Annotated in this window: 16 protein-coding genes; 15 read left to right on the top strand and 1 reads right to left on the bottom strand. The window is 43.0% G+C overall.

What is annotated here, in order from left to right; genetic code table 11:
• The first annotated feature begins 29 nt into the window (after positions 1-29).
• The 13 genes from MTO98_RS29650 (at position 30) to MTO98_RS29590 (ending at position 19,230) form a co-directional block, all read left to right on the top strand.
• Complete coding sequence (locus MTO98_RS29650; protein ID WP_243482666.1) at positions 30-1,730, top strand: tetratricopeptide repeat protein; 1,701 nt, start codon at positions 30-32, stop codon at positions 1,728-1,730.
• The gene (locus MTO98_RS29645) at positions 1,708-2,493 is read left to right on the top strand and encodes a DUF4292 domain-containing protein (protein WP_243482664.1); all 786 of its coding nucleotides are present in this window, start codon (positions 1,708-1,710) and stop codon (positions 2,491-2,493) included. The genes MTO98_RS29650 and MTO98_RS29645 overlap by 23 nt, the downstream gene beginning before the upstream one ends.
• Before the next feature lie 14 nt (positions 2,494-2,507).
• Positions 2,508-3,818, top strand: coding sequence for a murein hydrolase activator EnvC (locus tag MTO98_RS29640; protein WP_243482662.1), 1,311 nt, complete (start codon positions 2,508-2,510; stop codon positions 3,816-3,818).
• Between the two features lie 59 nt (positions 3,819-3,877).
• On the top strand, positions 3,878-4,318 hold the full coding sequence (locus MTO98_RS29635; protein WP_243482660.1) for a twin-arginine translocase TatA/TatE family subunit: 441 nt from the start codon (positions 3,878-3,880) through the stop codon (positions 4,316-4,318).
• A 32-nt stretch (positions 4,319-4,350) separates the two neighbouring features.
• Positions 4,351-4,524 carry a twin-arginine translocase TatA/TatE family subunit gene (locus MTO98_RS29630; RefSeq protein WP_175490113.1) on the top strand — a complete coding sequence of 58 codons (174 nt, stop codon included), beginning with the start codon at positions 4,351-4,353 and terminating at the stop codon, positions 4,522-4,524.
• Positions 4,525-4,627: 103 nt separating this feature from the next.
• On the top strand, positions 4,628-6,052 hold the full coding sequence (gene gatA / locus MTO98_RS29625; protein ID WP_243482658.1) for an Asp-tRNA(Asn)/Glu-tRNA(Gln) amidotransferase subunit GatA: 1,425 nt from the start codon (positions 4,628-4,630) through the stop codon (positions 6,050-6,052).
• Between the two features lie 66 nt (positions 6,053-6,118).
• The gene (locus tag MTO98_RS29620) at positions 6,119-7,393 is read left to right on the top strand and encodes a lytic transglycosylase domain-containing protein (protein WP_243482656.1); all 1,275 of its coding nucleotides are present in this window, start codon (positions 6,119-6,121) and stop codon (positions 7,391-7,393) included.
• 501 nt (positions 7,394-7,894) lie between these two features.
• Complete coding sequence (locus MTO98_RS29615) at positions 7,895-8,263, top strand: iron chaperone (RefSeq protein ID WP_243482654.1); 369 nt, start codon at positions 7,895-7,897, stop codon at positions 8,261-8,263.
• A gap of 146 nt (positions 8,264-8,409) precedes the next feature.
• Entirely contained in the window at positions 8,410-10,689 is a 2,280-nt protein-coding gene (locus MTO98_RS29610; RefSeq protein WP_243482653.1) for an NADP-dependent malic enzyme, read from the top strand.
• Between the two features lie 280 nt (positions 10,690-10,969).
• A complete protein-coding gene (gene ruvA, locus MTO98_RS29605) occupies positions 10,970-11,554 on the top strand; it encodes a Holliday junction branch migration protein RuvA (protein ID WP_243482651.1) in 585 nt (194 codons plus the stop codon).
• 24 nt (positions 11,555-11,578) lie between these two features.
• Entirely contained in the window at positions 11,579-18,592 is a 7,014-nt protein-coding gene (sprA, locus tag MTO98_RS29600) for a cell surface protein SprA (protein WP_243482650.1), read from the top strand.
• A 144-nt stretch (positions 18,593-18,736) separates the two neighbouring features.
• Positions 18,737-18,943: a DUF2683 family protein gene (locus MTO98_RS29595; protein ID WP_243482648.1), complete on the top strand. Its 207-nt coding sequence runs from the start codon at positions 18,737-18,739 to the stop codon at positions 18,941-18,943.
• Positions 18,940-19,230: a type II toxin-antitoxin system RelE/ParE family toxin gene (locus MTO98_RS29590; RefSeq protein WP_243482646.1), complete on the top strand. Its 291-nt coding sequence runs from the start codon at positions 18,940-18,942 to the stop codon at positions 19,228-19,230. Before MTO98_RS29595 ends, MTO98_RS29590 begins: the two co-directional genes overlap by 4 nt.
• A gap of 61 nt (positions 19,231-19,291) precedes the next feature.
• Here MTO98_RS29590 and MTO98_RS29585 read toward each other — a convergent pair whose 3' ends face one another.
• Positions 19,292-21,094, bottom strand: coding sequence for a hypothetical protein (locus MTO98_RS29585; protein ID WP_243482644.1), 1,803 nt, complete (start codon positions 21,092-21,094; stop codon positions 19,292-19,294).
• 247 nt (positions 21,095-21,341) lie between these two features.
• On the opposite strand from MTO98_RS29585, the gene MTO98_RS29580 reads away from it, so the two are divergent.
• Together MTO98_RS29580 and miaB are read left to right on the top strand one after the other, a co-directional pair.
• Positions 21,342-22,199 (top strand): hypothetical protein, encoded by an 858-nt coding sequence (locus MTO98_RS29580; RefSeq protein ID WP_243482642.1) that lies wholly within the window; start codon positions 21,342-21,344, stop codon positions 22,197-22,199.
• A 147-nt stretch (positions 22,200-22,346) separates the two neighbouring features.
• The gene (gene miaB / locus MTO98_RS29575) at positions 22,347-23,771 is read left to right on the top strand and encodes a tRNA (N6-isopentenyl adenosine(37)-C2)-methylthiotransferase MiaB (protein WP_243482640.1); all 1,425 of its coding nucleotides are present in this window, start codon (positions 22,347-22,349) and stop codon (positions 23,769-23,771) included.
• Positions 23,772-23,843 lie beyond the last annotated feature (72 nt).

Genomic DNA, 23,843 nt, shown 5'->3' with positions numbered 1-23,843 from the left:
TTGTGTCTTTATTCTTGCTTCTTGAAATCTTGCCTCTGATTACTCAGGCTCAGCGTAAAAAAGGCAGTGATAATAAAACCCTTACATCGGCAGGTAAAGTGATGAGCTACCAGGACAGTGCGTTAGTGAAACAGCTTTTCTTTTCGGCCCTGCGCGAAAAAACGATTGAAAACTATAAGCTTGCTACCGAAATGTTTGAGCGCATTTTACAGGCCGACCCTGCAAATGACGCTTCCATGTATGAGCTGGCCAACCTTAAACGCCAGCAAAATGATTTTGCCGGTTCCGAGCCGCTTTTGGAGCATGCCGTAACTGTCAATAAAGATAATGAATGGTATTGGGGCGCGTTGGCCGATAGTTATGAAAAAACGAATACCATTGATAAACTCGAAAACGTTTTTAACCAGCTCATCAGGCTTAACCCCGATAAGTCTGAATATTACTTTGACAAGGCAAATGCTTTCACAATCCTGAAAAGATATGATGACGCCCTGAAGGTTTATGATGAGCTTGAAAAGCTGAACGGGCCAAGTGATGACCTTTTAGCCAACCGTCAAAAGATCTATTTAAAGCAAGGCAAAGTTGAACAGGCCGCTTCCGAGCTGGAAAAGCAGATAGCTGCTAACCCGGCAGAGATCCGTTATTACCTGGCCCTTGGCGAGATCTATAACTCAAACGGACTTACGGATAAGGCATTCAAAATACTGCAGCAAGCCGAAAAGCTTGATCCGCGTAACGGCATGGTGCATTTTGCACTGGCCGATATCTATCGTGACAAAAAGAACAACGAAGCCAGTTTCAATGAGCTTACCCAGGGTTTTGCCATTCCTGATATCGGCATCGATCAAAAGATCAATATCATATCCGGATACTTTCCTAAGTTTCCGGATGCCAATGCTAAAGCCAGCGCTCTTGAACTGAGCCGTATTTTAACTGTTGCCCATCCTAATGACGCCAGGGCCTATGCTATTTATGGCGATATGCTGATCCAGAATGCCAAATATAAAGAGGCAAAACCTGTACTTAAAAAATCGGCCCAGCTTAACGCACAGGTATACAATGTTCAGGAACAACTGGTAAGGCTGGAATTGGGTGATAATGATCTCGACGCAGCTATTAAAGATGGTGAAAATGCACTGTCATTATTCCCTAACCAGGCATGGATGAACTATCTTGTAGGCGTAGCCTGGGCGCAAAAAAAAGATAATAACAAGGCGGTTGGCTATGTTAAAAATGCTACTTCATTAGAACTTCAGGATAAGGAACTACTTTCGTTAAGTTTTTCATTATTGGGCGATTGCTATCATGAGTTAAAGAACATAAAAAGTTCTGACGAGAGTTATGAGAAGGCGCTTACGTACAATCCGGATAATGCATTCACATTAAACAATTATGCTTATTATTTATCGTTAAGGAATGAGCAATTGGAAAAGGCGGCAGCAATGTCGGCACACTCCAACGAGTTACAACCTAACACAGCATCGTTTGAAGATACTTATGCCTGGATTTTGTTTAAGCAAAAGAAATATGCCCAGGCAAAAGAGTGGATGGAAAAGGCCCTGACGCATGATAAAGAAAATAGTGCGGTTAAGTATGAACATTATGGCGATATATTGTTTTTCCTTGGAGATACAGATGCTGCCGTAGCTAACTGGAAAAAAGCGAAAGGCTTTGGTGAACAATCACCTGTTTTAGATCGTAAGATAAATGAAAAAAAATATAGCGAATAGTTTACTTATAGCTTGCTGCCTGCTTGTATTGGTAAGCTGTAAGGCACGTAAACAGGTGTTGGTTGCCCGTAAGGCCGATTCGACGGCGAAACCGAATGACATGGTCAGCAAGCTGGCAGCCATAAGGGCAAGCCAGGTAAACTTTACAACTTTTGCGGGTAAAGCCAAAACCAAGCTTAGCATTAACAACAATAGCAATGATGTTACACTTAACATCAGGATTGCAAAAGATAAAAGGATCTGGGTTTCTATTACTGCGTTATTGGGTATTGAAGCAGCCCGGGCGGTAATAACACCAGATAGTATCATGATCATTAACCGCCTGCAAAGCGTTTATATTAAAAAGCCGTTCAGCTATATATATACTTACGCCAGCAAGCAGGTTAACTATAAAACGCTCGAATCGTTGCTGATTGGTAACGCGGTGCCCGAACTGGTTAATGAGCAGGCAACTATTGATCATGCTGATGGGAACACAACCCTGAGCGGAGTTTTGAATGATCTGGTTTACAAGCTGATACTTGGTCCGGATAATAAGGTTACGCAAACTAATTTAGATAATCAAAGCCAGGCGCAATCGTTACAGGTTACCAATAATACCTTTATCCAGGCAACAAACCGGGTACTGCCATCACAAATAGATATAGCATCTGTAGTAAAAGATAAAAAAATACAAGTTAATTTGCATTATACTAAGGCCGATTTTGAAATAGAGCAAAACTATCCGTTCAGCATTCCTGACGGATACGAGCCTGGCAAATAATTAATATTTATTTAATGAAGTTTTTAAAAGCAGTTTTCTTTTTACTATTGATATTAACGGCCGTCACGGTACGTGCTCAAAGCAGTGATGAACTGAAACGTCGTAAGGCACAGCTAAATAAAGAGCTTGAACAATTAAATGAAGATTACAATGAAACTTTAAACAACAAGAAGGCTTCATTAAAGCAATTAAGTATACTCAAGGCACAGATAAACCTGAGGCAGGAAAAAATAGAGAACATTAATTCTGAAGTAAGACTTTTGGATAACCAAATCTCTGAGAGCAATAATAACGTACGTAGCTTACAGTCACAGTTAGATCAGCTTAAAAAGGAGTACGCAGCTATGATCCTGTTTGCATACCGCAACCAGAGTGCATATAATAAAATGATGTTCCTTTTTGCGTCGAAAGACTTTAACCAGGCCTATAAGCGTTTAAAATATTTACAACAGTTTGGTACCTACCGCGAGCGGCAGGCCGCCTACATACAAGGTACGCAGAAAGAGTTGCATGTTAAGATCAACGAGCTTGACCGTACCAAGGACGAAAAAAGTAACCTTTTAAAAGATCAGCAAAAAGAAAAAGAAACGCTGGGTAATGAGCGTAATAACCAGGTAAAAGTAGTAAGCGACCTGTCGCAGCATGAGGGTATCCTTAAGAAACAGCAAAAAGATCTTCAGGTAAAAATTGTTAAAACAACCCGCGCTATTAATGATGCTATCCGCAGGGAGATTGAGGAAGCAAGGCGCAGGGCCGAAGAAGAAGAAAGGCGCAGGGCCGAAGAAGCTGCAAGGTTGGCCGCAGCACGTGCAAAGGCCGATAATAAACCGGCCCCAGCAACTCCTGCCCCGGCTAAACCGGTTGCAACCCGCAGTACTTCAAGTGTATTGAATGCTACACCTGAAGCCGCCAAATTGTCTAACGACTTTTTGGGTAACCGCGGCGGTTTGCCATGGCCGGTAGCTAACGGTATAATAACCCAGGGGTTTGGTACTTACACTACACCTGAAGGTATCAGGAGTGAAAGTACAGGTGTTGATATCCGTACCAACCAGGGCAGTACCGTAAGGGCTGTGTTTGACGGTACGGTTGTAAAAGTGGGGGATGTGAGCGGTACTTACCTGGTAATTATATTGCATGGCGAGTATTTTACGGCCTACAGTAATTTACGGTCGGTAACTGTTGCACGTGGTCAAAAAGTAACTACTAAACAAGCCATAGGTACGGTAGCTACCGATCCATCTACCGGCGAGACAGAGGCGCACTTTGAGATTTATAAAGGAACAACTCCGGTTAACCCTAAAATCTGGCTGGCGCCTAACTAATTAGTTATGAACTATAAGAAAATTTAATTCCATATATTTGTATCCTTAAATAGAATGCTATGTTAAGTTCAGTTTTGTTATTTTTAAATATTGGTACGGGCGAGATGGTACTGATACTTTTTGCAGCATTAATGCTATTTGGCGGCGAAAAGTTGCCTGGTCTTGCAAGGAGCCTTGGTAAAGGTATCCGTGATTTTAAAGACGCTTCGGAAGATGTTAAACGTGAGATCAACAATCAGATCAACAATTACGAAGAAAAGAAACCTGCGCCTAAAGTAGAGGAAACCCCTCTGTTAGATGAAAAAGCCTCAGAAGCTCCTGAAGCTGTAACCGAACATGAGAAACCGGTTGTTGAAAATACTGTTCCAAATACAATCGCTATAAGTGATTATCACGTAAATACCCCAACCGAACCAGAACACCAAAGTCATATCAATTTAGATAAAACGATTACCGGTAGCCATTTGGATGCCGAAAAGGAAGAAGAATACAAGTCATAATATAATATTAATCATACATAAAACTTAAAATCATGGGTGGATTAGGCGCACCAGAAATTATTCTGATCATCATTGCGATACTTTTATTATTCGGCGGTAAAAAGATCCCTGAATTAATGAGAGGCTTAGGAAAAGGCGTTAAGGAATTTAAAGACGCACAAAACAGCGACGGCTCATCTTCATCATCTGAAGAGAAAAAAGCTTAATACCCTAACAGGGATTAGGTTTTAATACCGTTTTTATTTAGTATATGAACTTATCTGTTGATTTATTTCTTATTTCAACGGATAAGTTTTTTATTTTAGCCCCATGGCTAATATTTATTCCTCTTTAACCGAAATAAAGAGTGGGTTGCAACGTGCAGAAATTACTGTTGAAGGTCTTGTAAAAGGCTATTTGATTGAGATTGAAAAAAATGCTCATTTAAACGCTTTTAACGAAGTGTTTGCCGATGAAGCATTGGTTGCTGCAAAAAACGTTGACGATAAAATAAAGAATGGCACTGCCGGTAAATTAGCCGGCATGGTGATAGGTATTAAAGATAATATCTGCTACAAAGGGCACCAGGTTAGTGCCTCATCAAAAATTTTAACCGGTTTCACTTCTATTTTTTCATCAACTGTAGTTGAACGCCTGCTGGCCGAAGACGCAGTGATCATAGGCCGCTGTAACTGCGATGAGTTTGCCATGGGCGCTACTAACGAGTCGTCATATTTTGGCCCGGTGAAAAACCATGCTGATGAAACTAAAGTAGCAGGCGGTTCATCAGGTGGCTCGGCTGTTGCTGTGCAGGCCGGTATGTGTCACGCTGCTATTGGTACTGATACAGGCGGTTCAGTGAGGCAGCCTGCTTCGTTTTGCGGCGTTGTAGGGTTAAAGCCAACTTACGGATCAATTTCAAGGCATGGCATTATTGCTTACGCTTCGTCGTTTGACCAGGTAGGGCCTATTACCAAATCTGTTGAAGATGCTGCATTATTGCTTGAAGTACTTGCCGGGCCCGATGATTATGATAGCACGCTATCGCAAGCCCCGCCCCCGGCATCATATACTAATCTTCAAAAGCCGGGTAAAAAGAAAATCGCCTATTTACAGGAAGCCATATCAAGCCCCGGTGTTGATAACGAAGTAAAAGATAATCTTGTACAATATATTGATAAGCTGCGTGCCGATGGGCATACAGTTACCCCGATAGCCTTTGAATTGCTGGATTACCTGGTGCCAACTTACTACATCCTGGCTATGGCCGAAGCATCGTCAAACCTGGCAAGGTACGATGGTGTGCATTATGGCTACCGTAGTCCGCTGGCTACCGATCTTCAGTCGACTTATAAACGTTCCCGGTCTGAAGGGTTTGGCAAAGAGGTAAAGCGCCGCATTATGCTGGGCACATTTGTATTGAGTGCCGGTTATTATGACGCTTATTATGCAAAGGCACAAAAAGTACGCAGACTGATCCAGGAAAAAACTAACGAAATATTGGAAGAGTATGATTTTATACTGGTACCATCGGCTCCCGAACCGGCCTTTGAATTAGGCAAGGAAGAGAAAGATCCGGTGGTAATGTATCTTTCTGACATATTTACCGTACAAGCCTCACTAACCGGTGTTCCGGCTATATCAATACCTACGGGCAATAACAGCAATGGTTTGCCGTTAGGTTTACAGTTATTAACAAAGCACTTTGGCGAGCAGCAACTGTTAGATTTTGCCAAATATTTTCTCGATCTGTAATAAAAATGATATTTTAGTAAAATGCTGATGCTTTGGGCATTATAAATTAATCAAATCCCTGAATAAATGAAGAGATTATTTACGCTGACCATTTGCCTCTTATCACTCCAACTTTTACACGCCGAAACAAATACAATAAACCCGGCAAAATCATTTACGCCGGTAAACCGAGTAACTAAGTTTAACCCTGATGCTGTAAATGCCGATACTACTATTTTGCCGGTACTTAACCAGTCGTTGCCGTTAAGTACGTATGGTGGGGTGTATAAGCGCAGGTTAGATTCTATCCGTAAGGATATCCAGCTTGATTACAATGAGTATGTACAGGCCTACATCGATCTGTACATGCACAACCGCGAGGAAATGGGGCAGGTGGCTGGGTTAACCAAATATTACTTCCCCATTTACGAAAAGGCTTTCCGCGAAGCCGGGATCCCCGATGAAATAAAATTCCTGTCGATTGTTGAATCCAAGCTTGACCCTAATGCGGTATCAAGAGTGGGGGCAACCGGGCTTTGGCAGTTTATGGGTACAACAGCAAAAACCTATGGCCTAAACATGGACAACTATGTTGATGACCGCCGCGATCCTATCCAGTCGAGCTATGCTGCGGCTGCTTATTTAAAAGATGCCTACCAGGAATTTGGCGACTGGCTGCTGGCCATTGCTTCATACAATTGCGGTAAAAGCAATGTGGAACGCGCTGTGGAAAAAGCAGGCGGTGTAACCGATTTCTGGAGCATCCGTCAGTACCTGCCCGCAGAAACCCGTGGATATGTACCGGCTTTCATTGCCATGAATTATGTAATGAATTATTTTAATAAACATAACATAGTGGCTCAGGCCTGTAACTTCTCTATCCGCACCGATACCGTAATGGTAAAAAGGATAGTGCCGTTAAGCAGCGTTGCCCAGGCGCTTGATGTTAGTGTAAGAGAGATCACCATTCTTAATCCGTCGTACAGGATGGCTGTAGTTAACGGCAGTCCTAAAACACCCCGCAGGCTCATCATTCCGCAAACTGCAAAAGATAATTATGCGGCATTGTATAATGTGCTAAATGGTGTTGATGCTCCGGTAACCGCCACCGCCAAGCCTGCTGCTTATGCTGCTGTGCAATACCCTTCTGTAAAATCTGAACGCCATATACCAACGCATCATAAAGTTAGAAAAGGCGAAACGCTGGCTTCCATTGCCGATAAATTTGGCTGCGAAGTATCTGATTTGAAAGTTTGGAACCATCTTAAAACAAACCGTGCACCGGTAGGGGCTATGTTGAAAGTATCAGTAGGCGAAGTAGCTGCCAATGTGCAGGATGACGGGCCGTACTCGAAGAATTAAGCTTTTTTAATTGGAAAGTCCGATGTCTGCAAGTCCGAAAGTTGAAACCCAGCTTTCGGATTTTTTTTAATAGAATTTATAGCAGCTTTTTCCGCCGCCGCCCGCCTCCGGCTATTGTCGTTAACTTAAAGTAAAAAGCTCCTCAAAAGCGTAGGAATGTGCGATTCCCCTCTTGAGAGAGGTGGAGGGGTGTGTTATTCTACGTGCGGCTTATCGCTTGTATAACACACCCCTGCTACAACACGTTCCCACGCGCCCCCTCTCGAGAGGGGAATTCAAAAGGTTTGCGCCAAATTACTCTCACGCCGCCGCTCGCCTCCTGGCGAGTGACAACTATCGAGCGGACTCTGGCCGCCGTAGCAGAAGCAGATTAGCTGTTTTTTAAACTTGCAAACGAGCGCAAGAGAGCAAAAAAAACGATATGTCATTGCTATAGTTCGCGGCCTCAAATTTCCAAAGCCAAAAAAGCTTCGTAAATTTATTCAACCAATCAACATCAACATGGAGAAGCCAAAAGAAACTATTGATGAATACATTGCCGCTTTCCCGGAGGAGGTTCAGCAGAAACTTCAAACCGTGCGTGCTACTATAAAAGCTGCCGCGCCGGATGCTGAAGAAGCTATCAAGTACGCCATCCCAACATTTATTCTTAACGGTAACCTGGTGCACTTTGGTGGTTTCAAAAATCACATCGGTTTTTATCCTGCTCCACAGGGTTTGGAAGAGTTTAAAGAAGAGCTTTCCGGCTATAAAGGGGCCAAGGGCTCGGTTCAGTTTCCGTTGGATAAGCCTTTGCCTATTGACCTAATTACCAAAATTGTAAAGTTCAGGGTGCAGAAGAATATGGAAAAGGCAACGAAGAAAAAATAGAACATTGCCAAATCCATTCTTTTAAATCGATCTTATCAAAACATTAACCATATTTTATCCTCTTTTTAACATAATCGTAAAAAGGGGCTTTTTTATGTTTGTTCCATAAAAAGAATTGTAATTTTGGGCGCTTCAATTTGAAAAAAATGAATAAAACTAACCGAAAACAGGACGCGCTGAATTACCACTCGCAAGGCCGTCCCGGAAAGATACAAGTTGTACCTACCAAACCAACAAATTCGCAGCGCGACTTAACCATGGCCTACTCTCCGGGTGTTGCCGAGCCATGTTTAAAGATTGCCGATAATACCGAAGATGTTTATAAATATACCGCCAAAGGCAACCTGGTAGCGGTGATCAGCAACGGTACTGCCGTGCTTGGTTTAGGCAATATTGGTCCCGAGGCCAGCAAGCCTGTAATGGAGGGCAAGGGGCTGCTGTTCAAGATCTATGCGGACATAGATGTGTTCGACCTTGAGCTGAACGCTAAAAATGTAGACGATTTTGTGAACATCGTTAAGGCGCTTGAGCCAACATTTGGCGGCGTAAACTTGGAGGATATCTCGGCCCCAACCTGTTTTGAGATTGAACGCAGGCTAAAGGCCGAAATGAATATTCCCGTTATGCATGATGATCAACATGGTACTGCCATTATATCGGGCGCTGCTTTGATGAATGCCTGCGAAATTCAGGGGAAGAAACTGGATAAGATAAAAATGGTTGTTAATGGTGCCGGTGCCGCCGCGGTATCCTGTTCAAAAATGTACCTGTCATTAGGGGTTAAAAAAGAGAACCTGGTGATGTTTGATATCAACGGTGTATTAAACCAGCAACGTACCGATCTTGACGAGATCAGGATGGAGTTTGCTACCACCCGTACCGATGTCAAAACACTGGCCGATGCCATGAAAAATGCCGATGTATTTGTCGGCCTTTCAGCTGGTAATGTGGTAACGCCCGATATGCTGAAAACTATGGCAAAAAAACCTATCGTTTTCGCTATGGCCAACCCGGTGCCCGAAATTGATTATGACCTTGCCGCCGGAACACGCGATGATATCATTATGGCAACTGGCCGTTCTGATTTCCCTAACCAGGTGAACAATGTACTTGGTTTCCCTTATATTTTCCGCGGGGCGCTTGACGTTAGGGCCACTGCCATTAACGAGGAAATGAAGATAGCCGCTACGCATGCCATAGCAGAAATGGCTAAAAAGCCAGTTCCCGAAGCTGTTAACCTGGCCTATAATCTTACCAACCTTAAATTTGGTAAAGACTATATCATCCCTAAACCGATGGATCAAAGGCTGATCACCGAAGTGTCAATGGCGGTAGCAAAAGCAGCTATTGAATCGGGGGTAGCCCGTAAAGTGATCACCGATTGGGATGCTTACGCCGAGGAACTCAGGACACGCCTGGGTACCAATGATAAATTGCTGCGTAACCTTACAGCCAAAGCAAAGCAAAACCCTAAACGCGTGGTATTTGCCGAAGCCGATAATTATAAGATCTTAAGATCGGCACAGATTGTAAAGGAGGAGGGGATTGCAACTCCTATTTTGCTGGGCAATATCGACAGGATCAAAAAGATCATCCATGATAATGACCTTGATTTAGGCGATGTGCATATCATTGACCCGCGCGAAGGTTGTGAACATATGGATGAGTACGCCGAGTTTCTATACAACAAACGTCAGCGCAGAGGGGTTACTCTGTATGAGGCCAAAAAATTACTGGTCGACCGTAATTATTACGGAGCTTGTATGGTGCAGTTTGGCAGGGCCGATGCTTTGATCTCCGGCTTGACAAAAAATTACGTTACTACCGTGAAGCCTGCCCTGCAGATCATCGGTACCGAGGATGGCGTTAACCGTGTGGCTGGTATGTATATGATGATCACAGCCAAGGGCCCTGTATTTTTTGGTGATACCACCGTGAATGTTAACCCATGCGTTAATGACCTGGTTGATATTACGGTGCTGATAGAGCGCTCTGTAAAGCAATTCAACATCAGCCCAAGAATTGCTGTATTGTCATACTCCAACTTCGGTTCAAACGAAGGTGAGGTTCCTGAAAAAACACGTGAAACAGTAGCGATATTGCATGAAAAGTATCCCGATATGGTGGTTGATGGTGATATGCAGGCCAACTTTGCGCTAAATGCCGATTTGCTTGACGATAACTTTCCGTTTTCAACACTTAATGGTAAACCGGCCAATACCCTGATTTTTCCTAACCTGGAATCAGGTAACATAGCCTATAAACTTTTGCAGGAAATTGGCGGTGCCGAAGCTGTAGGGCCAATATTGGTTGGGCTGAAAAAACCGGTTCACGTACTGCAGTTAGGCAGTTCGGTACGCGAAATTGTAAACATGGTAACCATTGCTGTAGTTGATGCCCAGGCAAAAGCTGCTACTAATAGTTAAACCCCCTCTAAATCTCCCCGGGTAGGGGAGACTTTATTGAGAATTTTTAAAATGCCCTCTCTTTCGGGGAGGGTTTGGGTGGGGCTAATAATATATTTTTTGATAAAGACGCTGGTATTTAAATGCTTAGCGTCTTTATTTTTTAAGGTAAGTATACAGCAGCTTTTTATTTATCATTATATAATATAATGACGCCGGAGTTTTATCTTTGGATAATCACTGCAAAGGCTGTTTTGCCGTTAACATCATTGTTTTAATAAACTTAATAAAGTAATAATATATGTATGATTATATTAGTGGGAAACTAATGTTTAAAAGCCCATCGTATGTGGTTATAGATGCGGGAGGGGTAGGGTATCATATTAATATTTCGGTAAATACCTATTCGGGCATTAGCGACGACGAAAAATGTAAACTCTTTGCGTGGTTACACGTAAAAGAGGATGCGCACACGCTTTACGGCTTTGCTACAGAGGGTGAACGCAGGTTGTTCTTACATTTGATCTCCATTTCAGGTATCGGGCCAAATACGGCAAGGATGATGTTATCATCCATAAGTCCGGCCGAGATTCAGGCAGCTATTGTAAGCGGTAATGTTTCGCTGATACAGCGGATAAAAGGTATCGGCCCAAAATCTGCCCAGCGGATAATTTTGGAACTGCAGGATAAGCTGCGTAAGGAGGGGCCAGATACATTAACTGTTGTGCCGGTGAGCCAAACGGTTAAGGATGAAGCGCTGTCGGCACTGGTGATGCTTGGTTTTGCCCGCAACACCGCCGAAAAGGTATTAGACCAGGAGATAAAGAAAAATAATAGCGAATTAACGGTTGAAGAGCTTATTAAGTTCGCACTAAAAACTCTATAATTACGGATATATATCTACTAACTTTTGACCAAAGTATTTACTTATAAGACACTTATAAGTGTGTTGTTCATTGTGGTGTTCGGGGGGCTGGGTAATGTGTATGCACAACAAAAGCCTGCTCCTGCGGCTAAAAATGATACAGCCAAATCAAATGCACCGATAAACCTAACCGCGCCACGAAGCCAGCGGATGAGGGAAGGTATTTTCAATGCCGACCCGGCAGGCCTGGTACGTACCATTGAATATGACCCTGCCACAAACCGTTATATTTTATATGAACGGGTAGGGAATTTACTTTACCGCCCGCCGCAGTACCTTACGTTTGAGCAATATTTAAAACTTAAACAACGATCAACCCAACGGGGATATTTCCAGCAACTGGCAGATAATTATGCCTATGATTCGCAGCAGCCGGGCTTTATACCTCCTATAAAGATCAGGAGCCGCACCTTTGAACAGATCTTTGGCAGTTCGGTGATTGATATCCGTCCGCAGGGATCGGCAGAAATGATTATGGCCGGGCAGGTGAATAAAAATCAAAACCCGCTTTTTAATACACGCCAGCGCAGTCAGTTCAATTTTAACTTTGATCAGCGTATTCAGTTGAATGTAACCGGTAACATTGGCGATAAATTAAAGATCACCACCAATTACAATACCGATGCGCAGTTCCAGTTTGAAAACCAGATCAAGTTGGATTATACCGGTTCGCCCGATGAGATCATTCAGAAAATTGAAGCCGGTACCGTTAGTATGCCGCTTAACACCACGCTGATCACTGGTAGCCAGGCTCTTTTCGGTGTTAAAACCAAACTGAAATTCGGGCGGCTTGACGTGACAAGTATCTTTTCGCAGCAACGCTCGCAATCAAAAACTATAACTATTACCAATGGCTCACAGCAGGGCGAGTTTCGCTTAACGCCTGCCGATTATGAGGCCAACAAGCACTTCTTCCTGTCGCAATATTTCAGAAATAACTACAACAGGGCGCTGGCCAATATCCCGATCATCAGTTCCAATGTCAACATTACTAAAATTGAGGTTTGGACAACCAATCGCACCAATGTAACTACCGATTCGCGCGATATATTGGGCTTTATTGACCTTGGTGAAAATAACCCTTATAATAAAACAAGAATCGTAGGTGGCGGCAGTGCATTGCCAGCCGGTTTTAAGGGACCTGGCTTTGCACAGCAATCAAACAACCTGTTAACTGTTTTGCCGCAAAATGCGAGGCTTACCAACTCCAATGATGTTGCCAGCTTTTTCCAGGGATCGGGCGCTACAGATAACTATTCAAAACTGACCTATGCCCGCAAGCTTACCGATAAGGAATATACCCTGCACCCGCAATTAGGTTATATCTCCTTAAATTATCCTTTAAATAATGATGAGGTACTGGCGGTGGCTTACCAATATACGGTTAACGGGGTACAATACCAGGTGGGTGAGTTTAGCAGCGACGTTGCAGTTAACCCCAATACCCCTAACGTACTGTTTGTGAAATTGCTGAAAGGTGAGCTGCTGAAAACCAACCTGCCAACCTGGGACCTGATGATGAAAAACATCTACTCCCTCGGCGCTTTCCAGATAGCACCTACCGATTTTAAATTAACCGTTACCCGCCTTGATGATAAAACAGGAATTGAAAAAACGGTAATGGAAGAGGGGCAAAATCTGAAAGGTAAATTGTGGCTCCAGGTGGCTGGACTTGATAACCTCAACCAGCAAAGTGATAAAAAGCCCGATGGCTACTTTGACTTTTTAGAGGGGATCACCATTGATTCGCAAAACGGGCGCATTTCGTTCCCGGTGGTGGAGCCTTTTGGTTCGGACCTTGCCGCTAAATTTACTTCGGGTGAGACTGACCTTGTTAAGCGATACGTTTATCAGCCATTATATGACTCCACCAAAACCATCGCGCAGCAATATTTCCCGGCATTAAACAGGTACGTAATTAAGGGAACTTATACCTCAACGGGTGGTTCGGAGTACCAGCTGAATGCGGTTAATATTCCGCAAGGCTCAGTAAATGTAACTGCAGGTACTGTAAAACTAACCGAGGGGAATGATTATACTGTTGATTATAATGCAGGGAGGATCAGGATCCTGAACCAGGCGCTGTTATCTTCCGGTCAGCCAATTACCGTAAAGCTGGAGAATAACGAATTGTTCGGCGTGCAGCAAAAATCACTGTATGGTACAAGGCTTGATTATCATGCAAGCGATAAGCTTCAGTTAGGTGCTACTTTGATGCACCTTACCGAACAGCCCATCACCCAAAATGAAATTGCCGGCGAAGAATCCATTTCAAATACCATTTGGGGATTTGATGCCAATTATAGTTCAAACTCCCGTTTTTTAACAAGGCTGGTTGATAAGATCCCCGGTATTCATACCAAGGTACCATCGTCTATTAATTTTTATGGCGAGTTTGCCAAACTGATGCCCGGCAGTCCCGGAGCATTGAATTTTGCAGGCTCAAAAAACGGTACATCCTATCTCGATGATTTTGAAAACAGCCAATCGGTAATAGATATTAAAGGGGCCAACAGCTGGCAAATTTCAGGAACCCCACAGTTATTTGGCGAATCGAACCTGTTTGATAACCTGAGTTATGGCTATAACCGTGCACGCCTTGCATTTTACAATATCGACCCTGTATTTTATACCAACACAGGGTCGATCCCGATATCAAGAAGCGAGCTTTCCAATCATTATGTGAGGCAGGTAATAGAGCAGGAAGTTTTTCCGTACAAGCAATCGGCCACAGGGCAGCCATTGAGCCTGGCCACTTTGAACATGGCTTTTTATCCAACCATTCGTGGTCCGTATAACTATACTACAACCGGTATTAACCCCGATGGTACCCTGCAAAACCCTAAAACCCGCTGGGGCGGTATGTTCAGAAAGCTGGAGACAAATGATTTTGAATCGTTAAACGTATCATACATTGAGTTTTGGGTTTTGGATCCGTTCATATATAAACCCAACTCGGCCGGTGGCGACCTGTATTTCAACTTAGGCTCAATATCTGAAGATATTTTGAAGGATGGGCGTAAAAGTTTGGAGAATAGTTTGCCAGTTGACGGCGATATGACCAAGGTTGATGAAACCAACTGGGGCCGTGTATCCAAACTGCAGCCGGTTATTAATGCTTTTGATAATAATCCGGATGCGCGTAAACTGCAGGACGTTGGTTTGGATGGTATGAATGACCAGGACGAGCAAACCAAATTTGCCCCTGTTGTTCAGCAGATCAAAGGGCAACTGAATGCGCAGGCGGCAAATGCCATTGCCGCCGACCCGTCATCGGATGATTACCAGTACTACCAGGGGCCGGCACTTGACCAGGCCCGTGCAGGGATCCTTGACCGTTACAGTAAATACAACGGTACGGACGGCAACTCAAAAACAGCGCAGCAATCGCAGGCTGAGCTTGGCCTGCAAAATTCGGCTTCAACATCCCTGCCCGATGGCGAGGATATTAACCGCGACAATAACATGAGCCAGGAGGATTCATACTTCCAGTATAAGGTATCTATGCGCCCTGCCGATATGGTTGTTGGGCAAAACTATATCAGCGATAAAGTTACTGCACAGGTAAAACTACCCAATGGCACAACACAGGCGGTTAACTGGTACCAGTTCCGGATCCCTATTACCGATTATCAATCGAAGGTGGGCAACATCCAGGATTTTAAGGCCATCCGCTTTATGAGGATGTTCATGACCAACTTTGCCGATACCGCGGTGCTTCGTTTCGCTACATTGGAATTGGTTCGCGGCGAATGGCGTGCTTTCAATACTGAAAAGAATCCTTTGAACGTGATTGCCGATCCGGCTATCTCAAATCCGCCGATAGATAATTCGACCATTGATGTACAGGCGGTAAATATTGAAGAGAACGGTAACCGTACACCAATACCTTATGTAGTGCCGCCCGGTATTAACCGCCAGCGTAATTACAATAACCTGCAAACCAATACCAAGCTTAATGAGCAGTCTTTGTCCCTAAATGTAAAAAGCCTGCGCGATGGGTATTCAAGGGCTGCTTTCCGTACTTTTTATAATGACCTGCGCAAATACAAACGTATGCAGATGTTTATCCACGCCGAAGGTGACTATTTAAAGGATAACGATCTGAATGCATTTATCCGCCTCGGGATTGATTACCAGGATAACTACTATGAATACGAATTGCCATTAAAAATAACCCAGCCAGGCACCAGTGATGCAGGGGCGATATGGCCGGATGTTAATCAGATGGACCTTGAGCTCGATTTACTGATCAGGGCAAAGCTGGCCCGTAACCACTCCAATGTGGCATACAATCAGCTCTTCAAGTACACAGAAGGGGATAAGGTGGTTTATATCAAAGGCCAGCCCGATTTGAGCAAACTGCGTACCATTATGCTTGGTGTGCGGAATCCGTATAAGGGTACCAATGTACTGCCGGATGATGGGCTGGATAAATCAGGAACTGTTTGGTTTGATGAGTTGCGCCTTACCGATTTTGATCAGCGCGGCGGTTGGGCGGCTACTGCAAGGATGGATGCCAAGCTCGCCGACTTTGCCGATATAACGGTATCGGGCAGTAAAACTACCATTGGTTTTGGTACCCTAGATTCAAGGTTGAATGATCGTAGCCAGAGTGATGACCAAACCTATGATGTATCGGCTAATATGGAGCTCGGCAAATTCTTCCCGGATAAAAGCGGTATCCACATCCCTGCGTACATCAATTTGTCGTCGCAAAGGAGTATGCCGCAGTATGATCCCGGTGCACCCGATGTTGAGTTAAAAGCATCATTGGCGGCAGCCACCAGCAACAAAGAGCGCGACTCTATCAGGAATGCAGCTATTGACATTACCACGCGTAAAAGCATCAACTTTACCAATGTACATAAGGCAAGGACTAATCAAAATGCTTTAAACCATATTTGGGATATCGAAAACTTTAATGCAACCTACGCATACACCGAATACAATCATCATGATTTTGTGACGCAGAATGATGTGGAAAAAACATATAATCTTACAGTCGCTTACAATTATACCAATCAGCCCAAATACTACAGCCCTTTTGCCAAGATCATCAAAAGCAATATGCTTGCACTGTTCAGGGACCTGAACTTTAGTATTCTGCCATCGCGGTTAAATTTCAGTATCAACTTTGATCGTTTTTACTCAGAGAATACGCTGCGCGATAATGATCCTAATAATTATATCCCTATCCCTACAACTACTTTCAATAAGTATTTCAACATAACCCGTGTATACGGTATAGGCTGGAACCTGTCGAAATCTTTACAGATGGATATTGACGCAACCAATCTTTCGGTTGTGGATGAGCCCGCCGGCAGGATCAATGGTTTAAAGCGTGATACACTTTGGGACAATCTGAAAAAGCTTGGCCGTACTACTAACTATAACCATACCATCAACTTTAATTATACGGTACCTATCAACAAAATACCGGGATTAGATTGGGTAACGGCCGTGGCGCGTTACAGTACACACTTTAACTGGCAAACACAGCCATTGTTTGCTATCAACAGTACTGATTACGATGTGGGTAACAGCATTCAAAACTCAAGGGCTATCCAGCTTAACCCTACCTTAAACATGGTTTCGTTTTACAATAAATTCCCTTTTATACGTAAGGCTAATAATCCTAATAATAAGAAGAGCAATATCCTGATTGGTTTGCTTACCAGTGTTAAAAACCTTAGTGCAACCTACACCCGTACGCAAGGCACATTTTTGCCGGGATACCTGCCGCAATCGGGATTTTTTGGCGCAAACGGCGGTGCCCCCGGCCTTGGATTTTTATTGGGCAGCCAAACGGATATCAGGGCCAAGGCAGTTGCAAATGGCTGGATCACCAGTGATACCTTACAAAATCAATTGTATACCACATCGCTAAATGAAGATATGCACTTTAGGGGTATCATAGAGCCTTTTAAAGATTTGCGTATCGAACTTACTGCATTTAAAACCCAGGACCATAATTACCAGGCTAACTTTAAATACCTGGCATCAAGCAATAGTATTGAAACCCTAAGCCCGGTAACGTCAGGTAACTACAGCGTATCGTTCCTTACCATTGGTACCGCATTTGAATCGGCCAAGGGGATCAACAATGTATCCAGCACCTTCCAAAAGTTTTTAGATGCCCGTACCGTGATATCGCAAAGATTAGGGCATACCAATCCAAACTCAAGTGGTGTTACTGATGGTTATGCCGATGGTTACGGCCCAAATTCACAAAATGTATTGGTGCCGGCATTTTTGGCGGCGTACGCGGGTAAAAATGCGTCGGGCGGTAGTTTGTCGCAATTTCCCAAGATACCAATTCCTAACTGGCAGGTAACATATAATGGATTGGGCAAAATCTCCTGGTTTCAGGATCTTTTTGATTCGTTTGATTTGAGCCACGGGTACCGTTCATCATACAACGTAAGTGGTTTTACATCCTTACTCCAATACCAGGAAGCAAATGGTGCTTCATCTGCACGCGATTTAAATAATGATTTCCTGCCGCTGTACCAGTTTTCGCAGGTTACTATTTTTGAGCAGTTTGTGCCGCTGTTGGGTGCAAGTATGCGTTTCAAAAACAGTATGACCGCCAACGCCGAATATCGGCAGAGCCGCTCATTAAGCTTAAGTATGCTTAACAGCCAGCTGGCGCAGCAAAACGAAAAGATCATTGTTTTGGGTTTTGGCTACCATACCAAAGATTTTCATTTTCCGTTTGGTTGGTTTGAAGGCCTTCAGCATAAGGATGTGAACTTTAAGCTTGATTTTTCGCTTCGGGATAACAAAACACTCATTTACCGCGCAGATGTTGAATCGGCCGAGATCTCATCCGGTGCACAGAACATAACCGTAAGGCCATCTATTGATTATGTGATCAATCAGCGTTTTAACCTGAATTTGTTTTACGATTCAAACCTTACCAAGCCCTATACCTCGCAAACGTTTAATACATCGTTTACAAACTTTGGTATTAATTTGAAGTTGCTGCTGCAGTAAAGGCCGATTTGAGAATGTGTTTATTTGAAGATTTGAAAATGAGATGCTGTGTCGTTGTTGTCACTGATAACTTTTACCCGGAAAGTGAATAATGGCCACAACTCAATATTTGGTGCTTACAAAAGCATAGGGTATATTTGTTATATGGATGCATTGATTGTTTACCCCGAGAATAAAGAGCAGATGGTAGCTTTAAAAGCAGTTATGAAAGCCATGAAAATCTCTTTTGAACAAAAAAGTGAAGTTTACCCGGATTATGTGGTTAAGGGGGTTAAAGAATCTCTAAAGCAAGCCGATGAGGGGAAATTAACATCATACACCGGATTCAGAGATGTACTGAACCGGAGATGAGCTTAAAGATTTTATCTACACAAAGTTCAGACGAAACGTTTATCGCAATTTATGACTTTATTGAAATTCGTTTCGGAAAAAAATCTGCCGATAAATTTCTGGAAAAAGCTGAAAATGTTGTAGCGTTAATTGCAGAGCATCCTTTCATGTATAAAGGCACATCTATAGATAATAATGTAAGAATAGCAGCTATCAGTAAACAAACCTCGCTATTTTACAGAGTTACCGAAACATCTGTTCATCTATTATATTTTTGGGATAATCGACGGGATCAGTTGTTTTTATAACTGACTTTCCAATCAACGCCAACAGCGGCGATAGTAATCTTCAAATCAGAAAATTTTCAAATCAAAACTTTCCCTGATCCATTAACTTTTTACGCTCCGCTTTCCTCTTTTGGCGGTCTGCCTTGCTTTTTAACCGTTCCTTTTTGTTTTCAAGATGTTCGTCAATGCGATCTTTTGTGGCTTTCTGACTCTTTTCGTCGAGACCGATGCAAGGCTTTATCCCGGTAAGCAGGGTTTTCCATATTGTTTTAAAAAACGGCGAATCTTTAGAGCGTTTATAAATTACCATTGCCGAAGTAAGTTTTCCCTTATCATCGGGGTTGCTGCGCCTGATCACAAACAGATTGGCAAATATCGACATGATCGATTTCCTTTTGAAGCGGTCATTAGCAGTGTCGGGTTTTAGCAATACCACCTTTAAATCGTTATACAAAAAATCTACTTTACCCTTAAATACTTTGCTGTTGGCCTGGATATCAAAGCTGAATTTTTTAACATTGCCCGATGTCATTTTTACCATGGCCAAGGGCATGGTAGCCGGGTTTAACCTGCTAAACTCCATAGGGCCTAATGTGCCTTTATAGCTGAAAGCGGCATCTTCATCACTTAAATTGAACTTTAGCTGAACATCAAACCGGCCGCGGTTCATAAAATAGGTTGTCAGATCTGCCGTGGTAATATTGTTTTTGGCTATGGCCGATGGATTGTTGGTTATGTTGTAAATACGCCCGCTGGTGTTATAAAAAGCAACAGTGCCTGTTTTTTGCGATTTTTTATTGAACTCATTATAGATCACATCCACATGCCTGAGTTTTATGGTATCTATCCTTAAGTCAAGATTTAATTTCCTGATCATCATATTAGGGAACGTTTTAACCTTGTCAGTAAGCGAGTCAGGTTTTTTTCCCGGATTAGTGAAAGCAGTTATCTTGCCGCCTGCAAGCGTTAGGTTCGTTGCGGAAACGGTGCGGTACTTATGGTAGTTTAAATAATCAAAGTTATTGAGCTGCACCGAATCGGCCAGCAGGCCAATGCGGTCCTTTTGACTTTTACCAAAAAATACGTCTGATTTGGCCGGCTGCATAGCAAGCCCCTCAATATTTAGCTGTGATGTAAATGTTGAAAGTTTAAGATGCCTGATTTTATAGGTATATAAACCACTTGGTGTTTCCCCGGTATAGTTATTTAGTTCGGTTATAATATCCTTGCAGTAAAGTAAACGGGATTTATCGTATTGCGTGGCCGAATCAATCAGTAAGTCGGTGGCACTAAAATTAAGTTCCTTAAGTTTGGAAATGGCCACCTTATTGCCAGAATAGTCCTCATATTTCAGGTTAACATCATTCAATAAAATTTCGCCTATTTGAATACAACGTAAGCTTTTAGAAATGCGTTGCCATGCAGTGCGGTGATCTTTAACAACGGTATCTTTAGTATGGTTTAACTGGTAGCTTACATTCAGCCGCGGCTCGTTCAGGATGATCTGGCCAATGTTTAACTTTTTTTGAAAATAGAGACTGAAGGGGTGTACGTGGTTAAGCACTAACCGCTTTACCTTAAGCTCAACCAGTGTATTGGGGGCAAGGCGTAACCGCTTTTTTTGATTGTAAACTGCAGTATCGGGCTTAAGCGTAATGTTGTAAATCACTATCTTGCCCTGCAGGATATGAAGTTCAGCATCCGAAAAATCGGCTGTATAAAGGCTGTCGCTGCTGCTCAATACCACATCCTTTACCTTGCCGGCCAATATAGGCGACCAATACTGGTTTACTACTACAGCGAGCAGTAATATTACTATCACCGGTATCAGCACAAACTTAAATGTCCTTTTTTGCCACTTGTGCTTTAAAAAATTTAACGCCATTTACCGGTTGTTGTTTTTTTGCTTTGTATTAATGCTTTAACAGCAAGTTAGCAACTTTTGTTACAGTTGATACAGGCACTGGTCGTTTTTTTCTTAAAACTCATACTTAATTCATCATTCATTGAACACGTTTATATACCGGTGCTTAACTGTTATTGTGTTTTTGGTTAACTGAGAAGCAACCCCCGTGAAATTAGTGGCGTTATACCTATACATAACGATTATTAAAATCTAATTAGGACTCCCGATGAAAACAAAAATGTACTTAGCCTTAACAGGCTTAATTGCCTTAACTTTATTGGCGCAATCGTGTAAAAAGAATCACGACAACAACCCAACCAATCCTCCGGCTGTTACCGGTGTTCAGCTTACTCCCAATGCAACCTTTGGCAGTATCATTACAGACAATAATGGCCGTGCGCTTTACCTGTTCTCGGATGATGCTGCTAACGTTTCAACCTGTACCGGCGGGTGTGCCGTAGTTTGGCCGGCATTTTACAAAGAAAACCCATCTGTAGGCACCGGCTTAACAGCTTCCGATTTTGGCGTTATCACAAATGCCGATGGAAACAAGCAAACTACCTATAAAGGTTGGCCTTTGTATTATTATTCAAAAGATGTTGCCGCTACTGATGTTACCGGCGATGGTGTTGGCAAATCATGGTTTATAGCGAAGGCAGATTACAGTGTAATGGTTTCATATGCACAGCTAATAGGGCATGATGGTAATCAATACACCAGTAAAGGTATTGCCGGTGCCGAAAATTCGCAATATATAACTGATGCTAACGGACATACCCTGTATATGTTTACCAAAGATACCTTTAAGGCAAACAAATTTAGTACAGGTGTGGCGGCTCATGATGCCAACTGGCCAATTGATGCGGTAACCGCAGTTCAAAACGTACCTTCTATTTTAAATAAGGCCGACTTTGATGTGATCACCGTATTTGGGCAAACACAACTGGTATACAAAGGGCATCCATTGTATTATTTTGGCCAGGATAATGGTGTTAAAGGGAGTACCAAGGGGGTTAGCTTCCCTACCCCGGGCGCGGCTATATGGCAAATCAATAACACTAATACGGTAGCTTTAACGCAATAAGCGTTATAAAAACCGAGTTTAATGAACGGGTAATACGAGCGTATTACCCGTTTTTTGTAAAGTAAAACATGATTTTATTTAATACTGACAATATGTCATTCAGGTATTTAAATTTTGTTTATTTTTGCAAACTAATTTTTATTATAAATGATGGATTTGCTTATTCCGGATAAAACACATGATGAGGGCAGGCAGGGCGAGGCGTTAATGTTAAAAGCCGAAACAGCTAAAAATAATGGCCGCAAGCTTTATATTGAAAGTTATGGCTGCGCCATGAACTTCTCTGACAGTGAAATTGTAGCTTCTATTTTAGCAGAACGCGGTTTTGAAACCACTACCGACTATAGCATTGCTGATGTTATTTTCATCAATACCTGTTCTATCCGCGAAAATGCGGAGCAGCGTGTGCGTAACCGTTTAAAGGAGTTCACTGTTGCCAAAGTAAAAAATCCGGGGTTGGTTGTGGGCGTGTTAGGCTGCATGGCCGAACGTCTGAAATCAAAGTTTCTGGAAGAAGAAAAATTAGTTGACGTTGTTGTTGGCCCGGATGCATACCGTGATTTGCCAAACCTGATAGACCGGGTTGATGATGGGCAAAAAGCGGTTAACGTATTGCTATCGCGTGAGGAAACTTATGCCGATATCAGCCCGGTGCGCTTAAATAGCAATGGCATTAATGCCTTTGTATCCATTATGCGCGGATGCGACAACATGTGCTCATTTTGCGTGGTTCCGTTTACCCGTGGCCGCGAACGCAGCCGCGATCCGTTATCAATAGTAGCCGAATGCCGCGATCTGTTTGACAGAGGCTACCGTGAAGTTACTTTATTAGGGCAGAACGTAGATTCATATAAATATTCAACTACCGGAGAGGATGTTATTACAACCAACTTCGCTAACCTGCTGGAGTTGGTTGCGCTTATCAATCCTGACTTGAGGGTTAGGTTTTCAACCTCGCATCCAAAGGATATTACTGATGATGTGCTTTATGCCATCAATAAATATGATAACATCTGTAATTATATCCACCTGCCGGTACAATCGGGCAATAGCCGCATCCTTGACCTGATGAACCGCACTTATGACCGGGATTGGTACATCAACAGGATAGATGCTATCCGTCGTATCATTCCTGATTGCGCTATATCAACCGATGTGATCACCGGTTTTTGCAGCGAAACTGACGAGGAACACAAGGATACTGTTAGCATGATGGATTATGTAAAGTATGACTTTGCCTACATGTTTAAGTATAGCGAAAGACCGGGAACTTTGGCAGCGAAACGCTACGCTGATGATATCCCGGAAGAAGTAAAGCAAAAACGCTTAACCGAAATAGTAGCCAAACAGCAGGAGTATTCTTTTTACCGGATGCAGGCCCGTATAGGCAGGGTAGAGCGTGTGCTGATTGAAGGCTTTTCCAAAAAATCAGATAAAGACTATTGTGGCCGCAGCGATCAAAACGCAATGGTGATCTTCCCGGTTGGAGAAAATTACAAACCAGGTCAATATGTAAACGTACTTATCGAACGCAGCACAACAGCAACGTTGATCGGTAAAGTGGTTGATTGAGTTTATTAGGTTGATTGAGTGAGTAGTTGTTAGGTGATTAACCATTCACTTAATAAACCCAATCAACCACTC

Source organism: Mucilaginibacter sp. SMC90, assembly GCF_022811725.1.
GTDB lineage: Bacteria > Bacteroidota > Bacteroidia > Sphingobacteriales > Sphingobacteriaceae > Mucilaginibacter.
Note: the sequence above shows the minus strand (reverse complement) of the source record. Positions and strands in the feature narration are given on the sequence as shown.

Coding starts and splice junctions, on each gene's coding strand:
- MTO98_RS29630 (WP_175490113.1), top strand. CDS start 4,351: ATGGGTGGATTAGGCGCACCAGAAATTATTCTGATCATCATTGCGATA.
- MTO98_RS29590 (WP_243482646.1), top strand. CDS start 18,940: ATGAGCTTAAAGATTTTATCTACACAAAGTTCAGACGAAACGTTTATC.
- MTO98_RS29640 (WP_243482662.1), top strand. CDS start 2,508: ATGAAGTTTTTAAAAGCAGTTTTCTTTTTACTATTGATATTAACGGCC.
- MTO98_RS29585 (WP_243482644.1), bottom strand. CDS start 21,094: ATGGCGTTAAATTTTTTAAAGCACAAGTGGCAAAAAAGGACATTTAAG.
- MTO98_RS29615 (WP_243482654.1), top strand. CDS start 7,895: ATGGAGAAGCCAAAAGAAACTATTGATGAATACATTGCCGCTTTCCCG.
- MTO98_RS29635 (WP_243482660.1), top strand. CDS start 3,878: ATGTTAAGTTCAGTTTTGTTATTTTTAAATATTGGTACGGGCGAGATG.
- MTO98_RS29610 (WP_243482653.1), top strand. CDS start 8,410: ATGAATAAAACTAACCGAAAACAGGACGCGCTGAATTACCACTCGCAA.
- ruvA (WP_243482651.1), top strand. CDS start 10,970: ATGTATGATTATATTAGTGGGAAACTAATGTTTAAAAGCCCATCGTAT.
- gatA (WP_243482658.1), top strand. CDS start 4,628: ATGGCTAATATTTATTCCTCTTTAACCGAAATAAAGAGTGGGTTGCAA.
- MTO98_RS29580 (WP_243482642.1), top strand. CDS start 21,342: ATGAAAACAAAAATGTACTTAGCCTTAACAGGCTTAATTGCCTTAACT.
- MTO98_RS29645 (WP_243482664.1), top strand. CDS start 1,708: ATGAAAAAAAATATAGCGAATAGTTTACTTATAGCTTGCTGCCTGCTT.
- MTO98_RS29620 (WP_243482656.1), top strand. CDS start 6,119: ATGAAGAGATTATTTACGCTGACCATTTGCCTCTTATCACTCCAACTT.
- miaB (WP_243482640.1), top strand. CDS start 22,347: ATGATGGATTTGCTTATTCCGGATAAAACACATGATGAGGGCAGGCAG.
- MTO98_RS29595 (WP_243482648.1), top strand. CDS start 18,737: ATGGATGCATTGATTGTTTACCCCGAGAATAAAGAGCAGATGGTAGCT.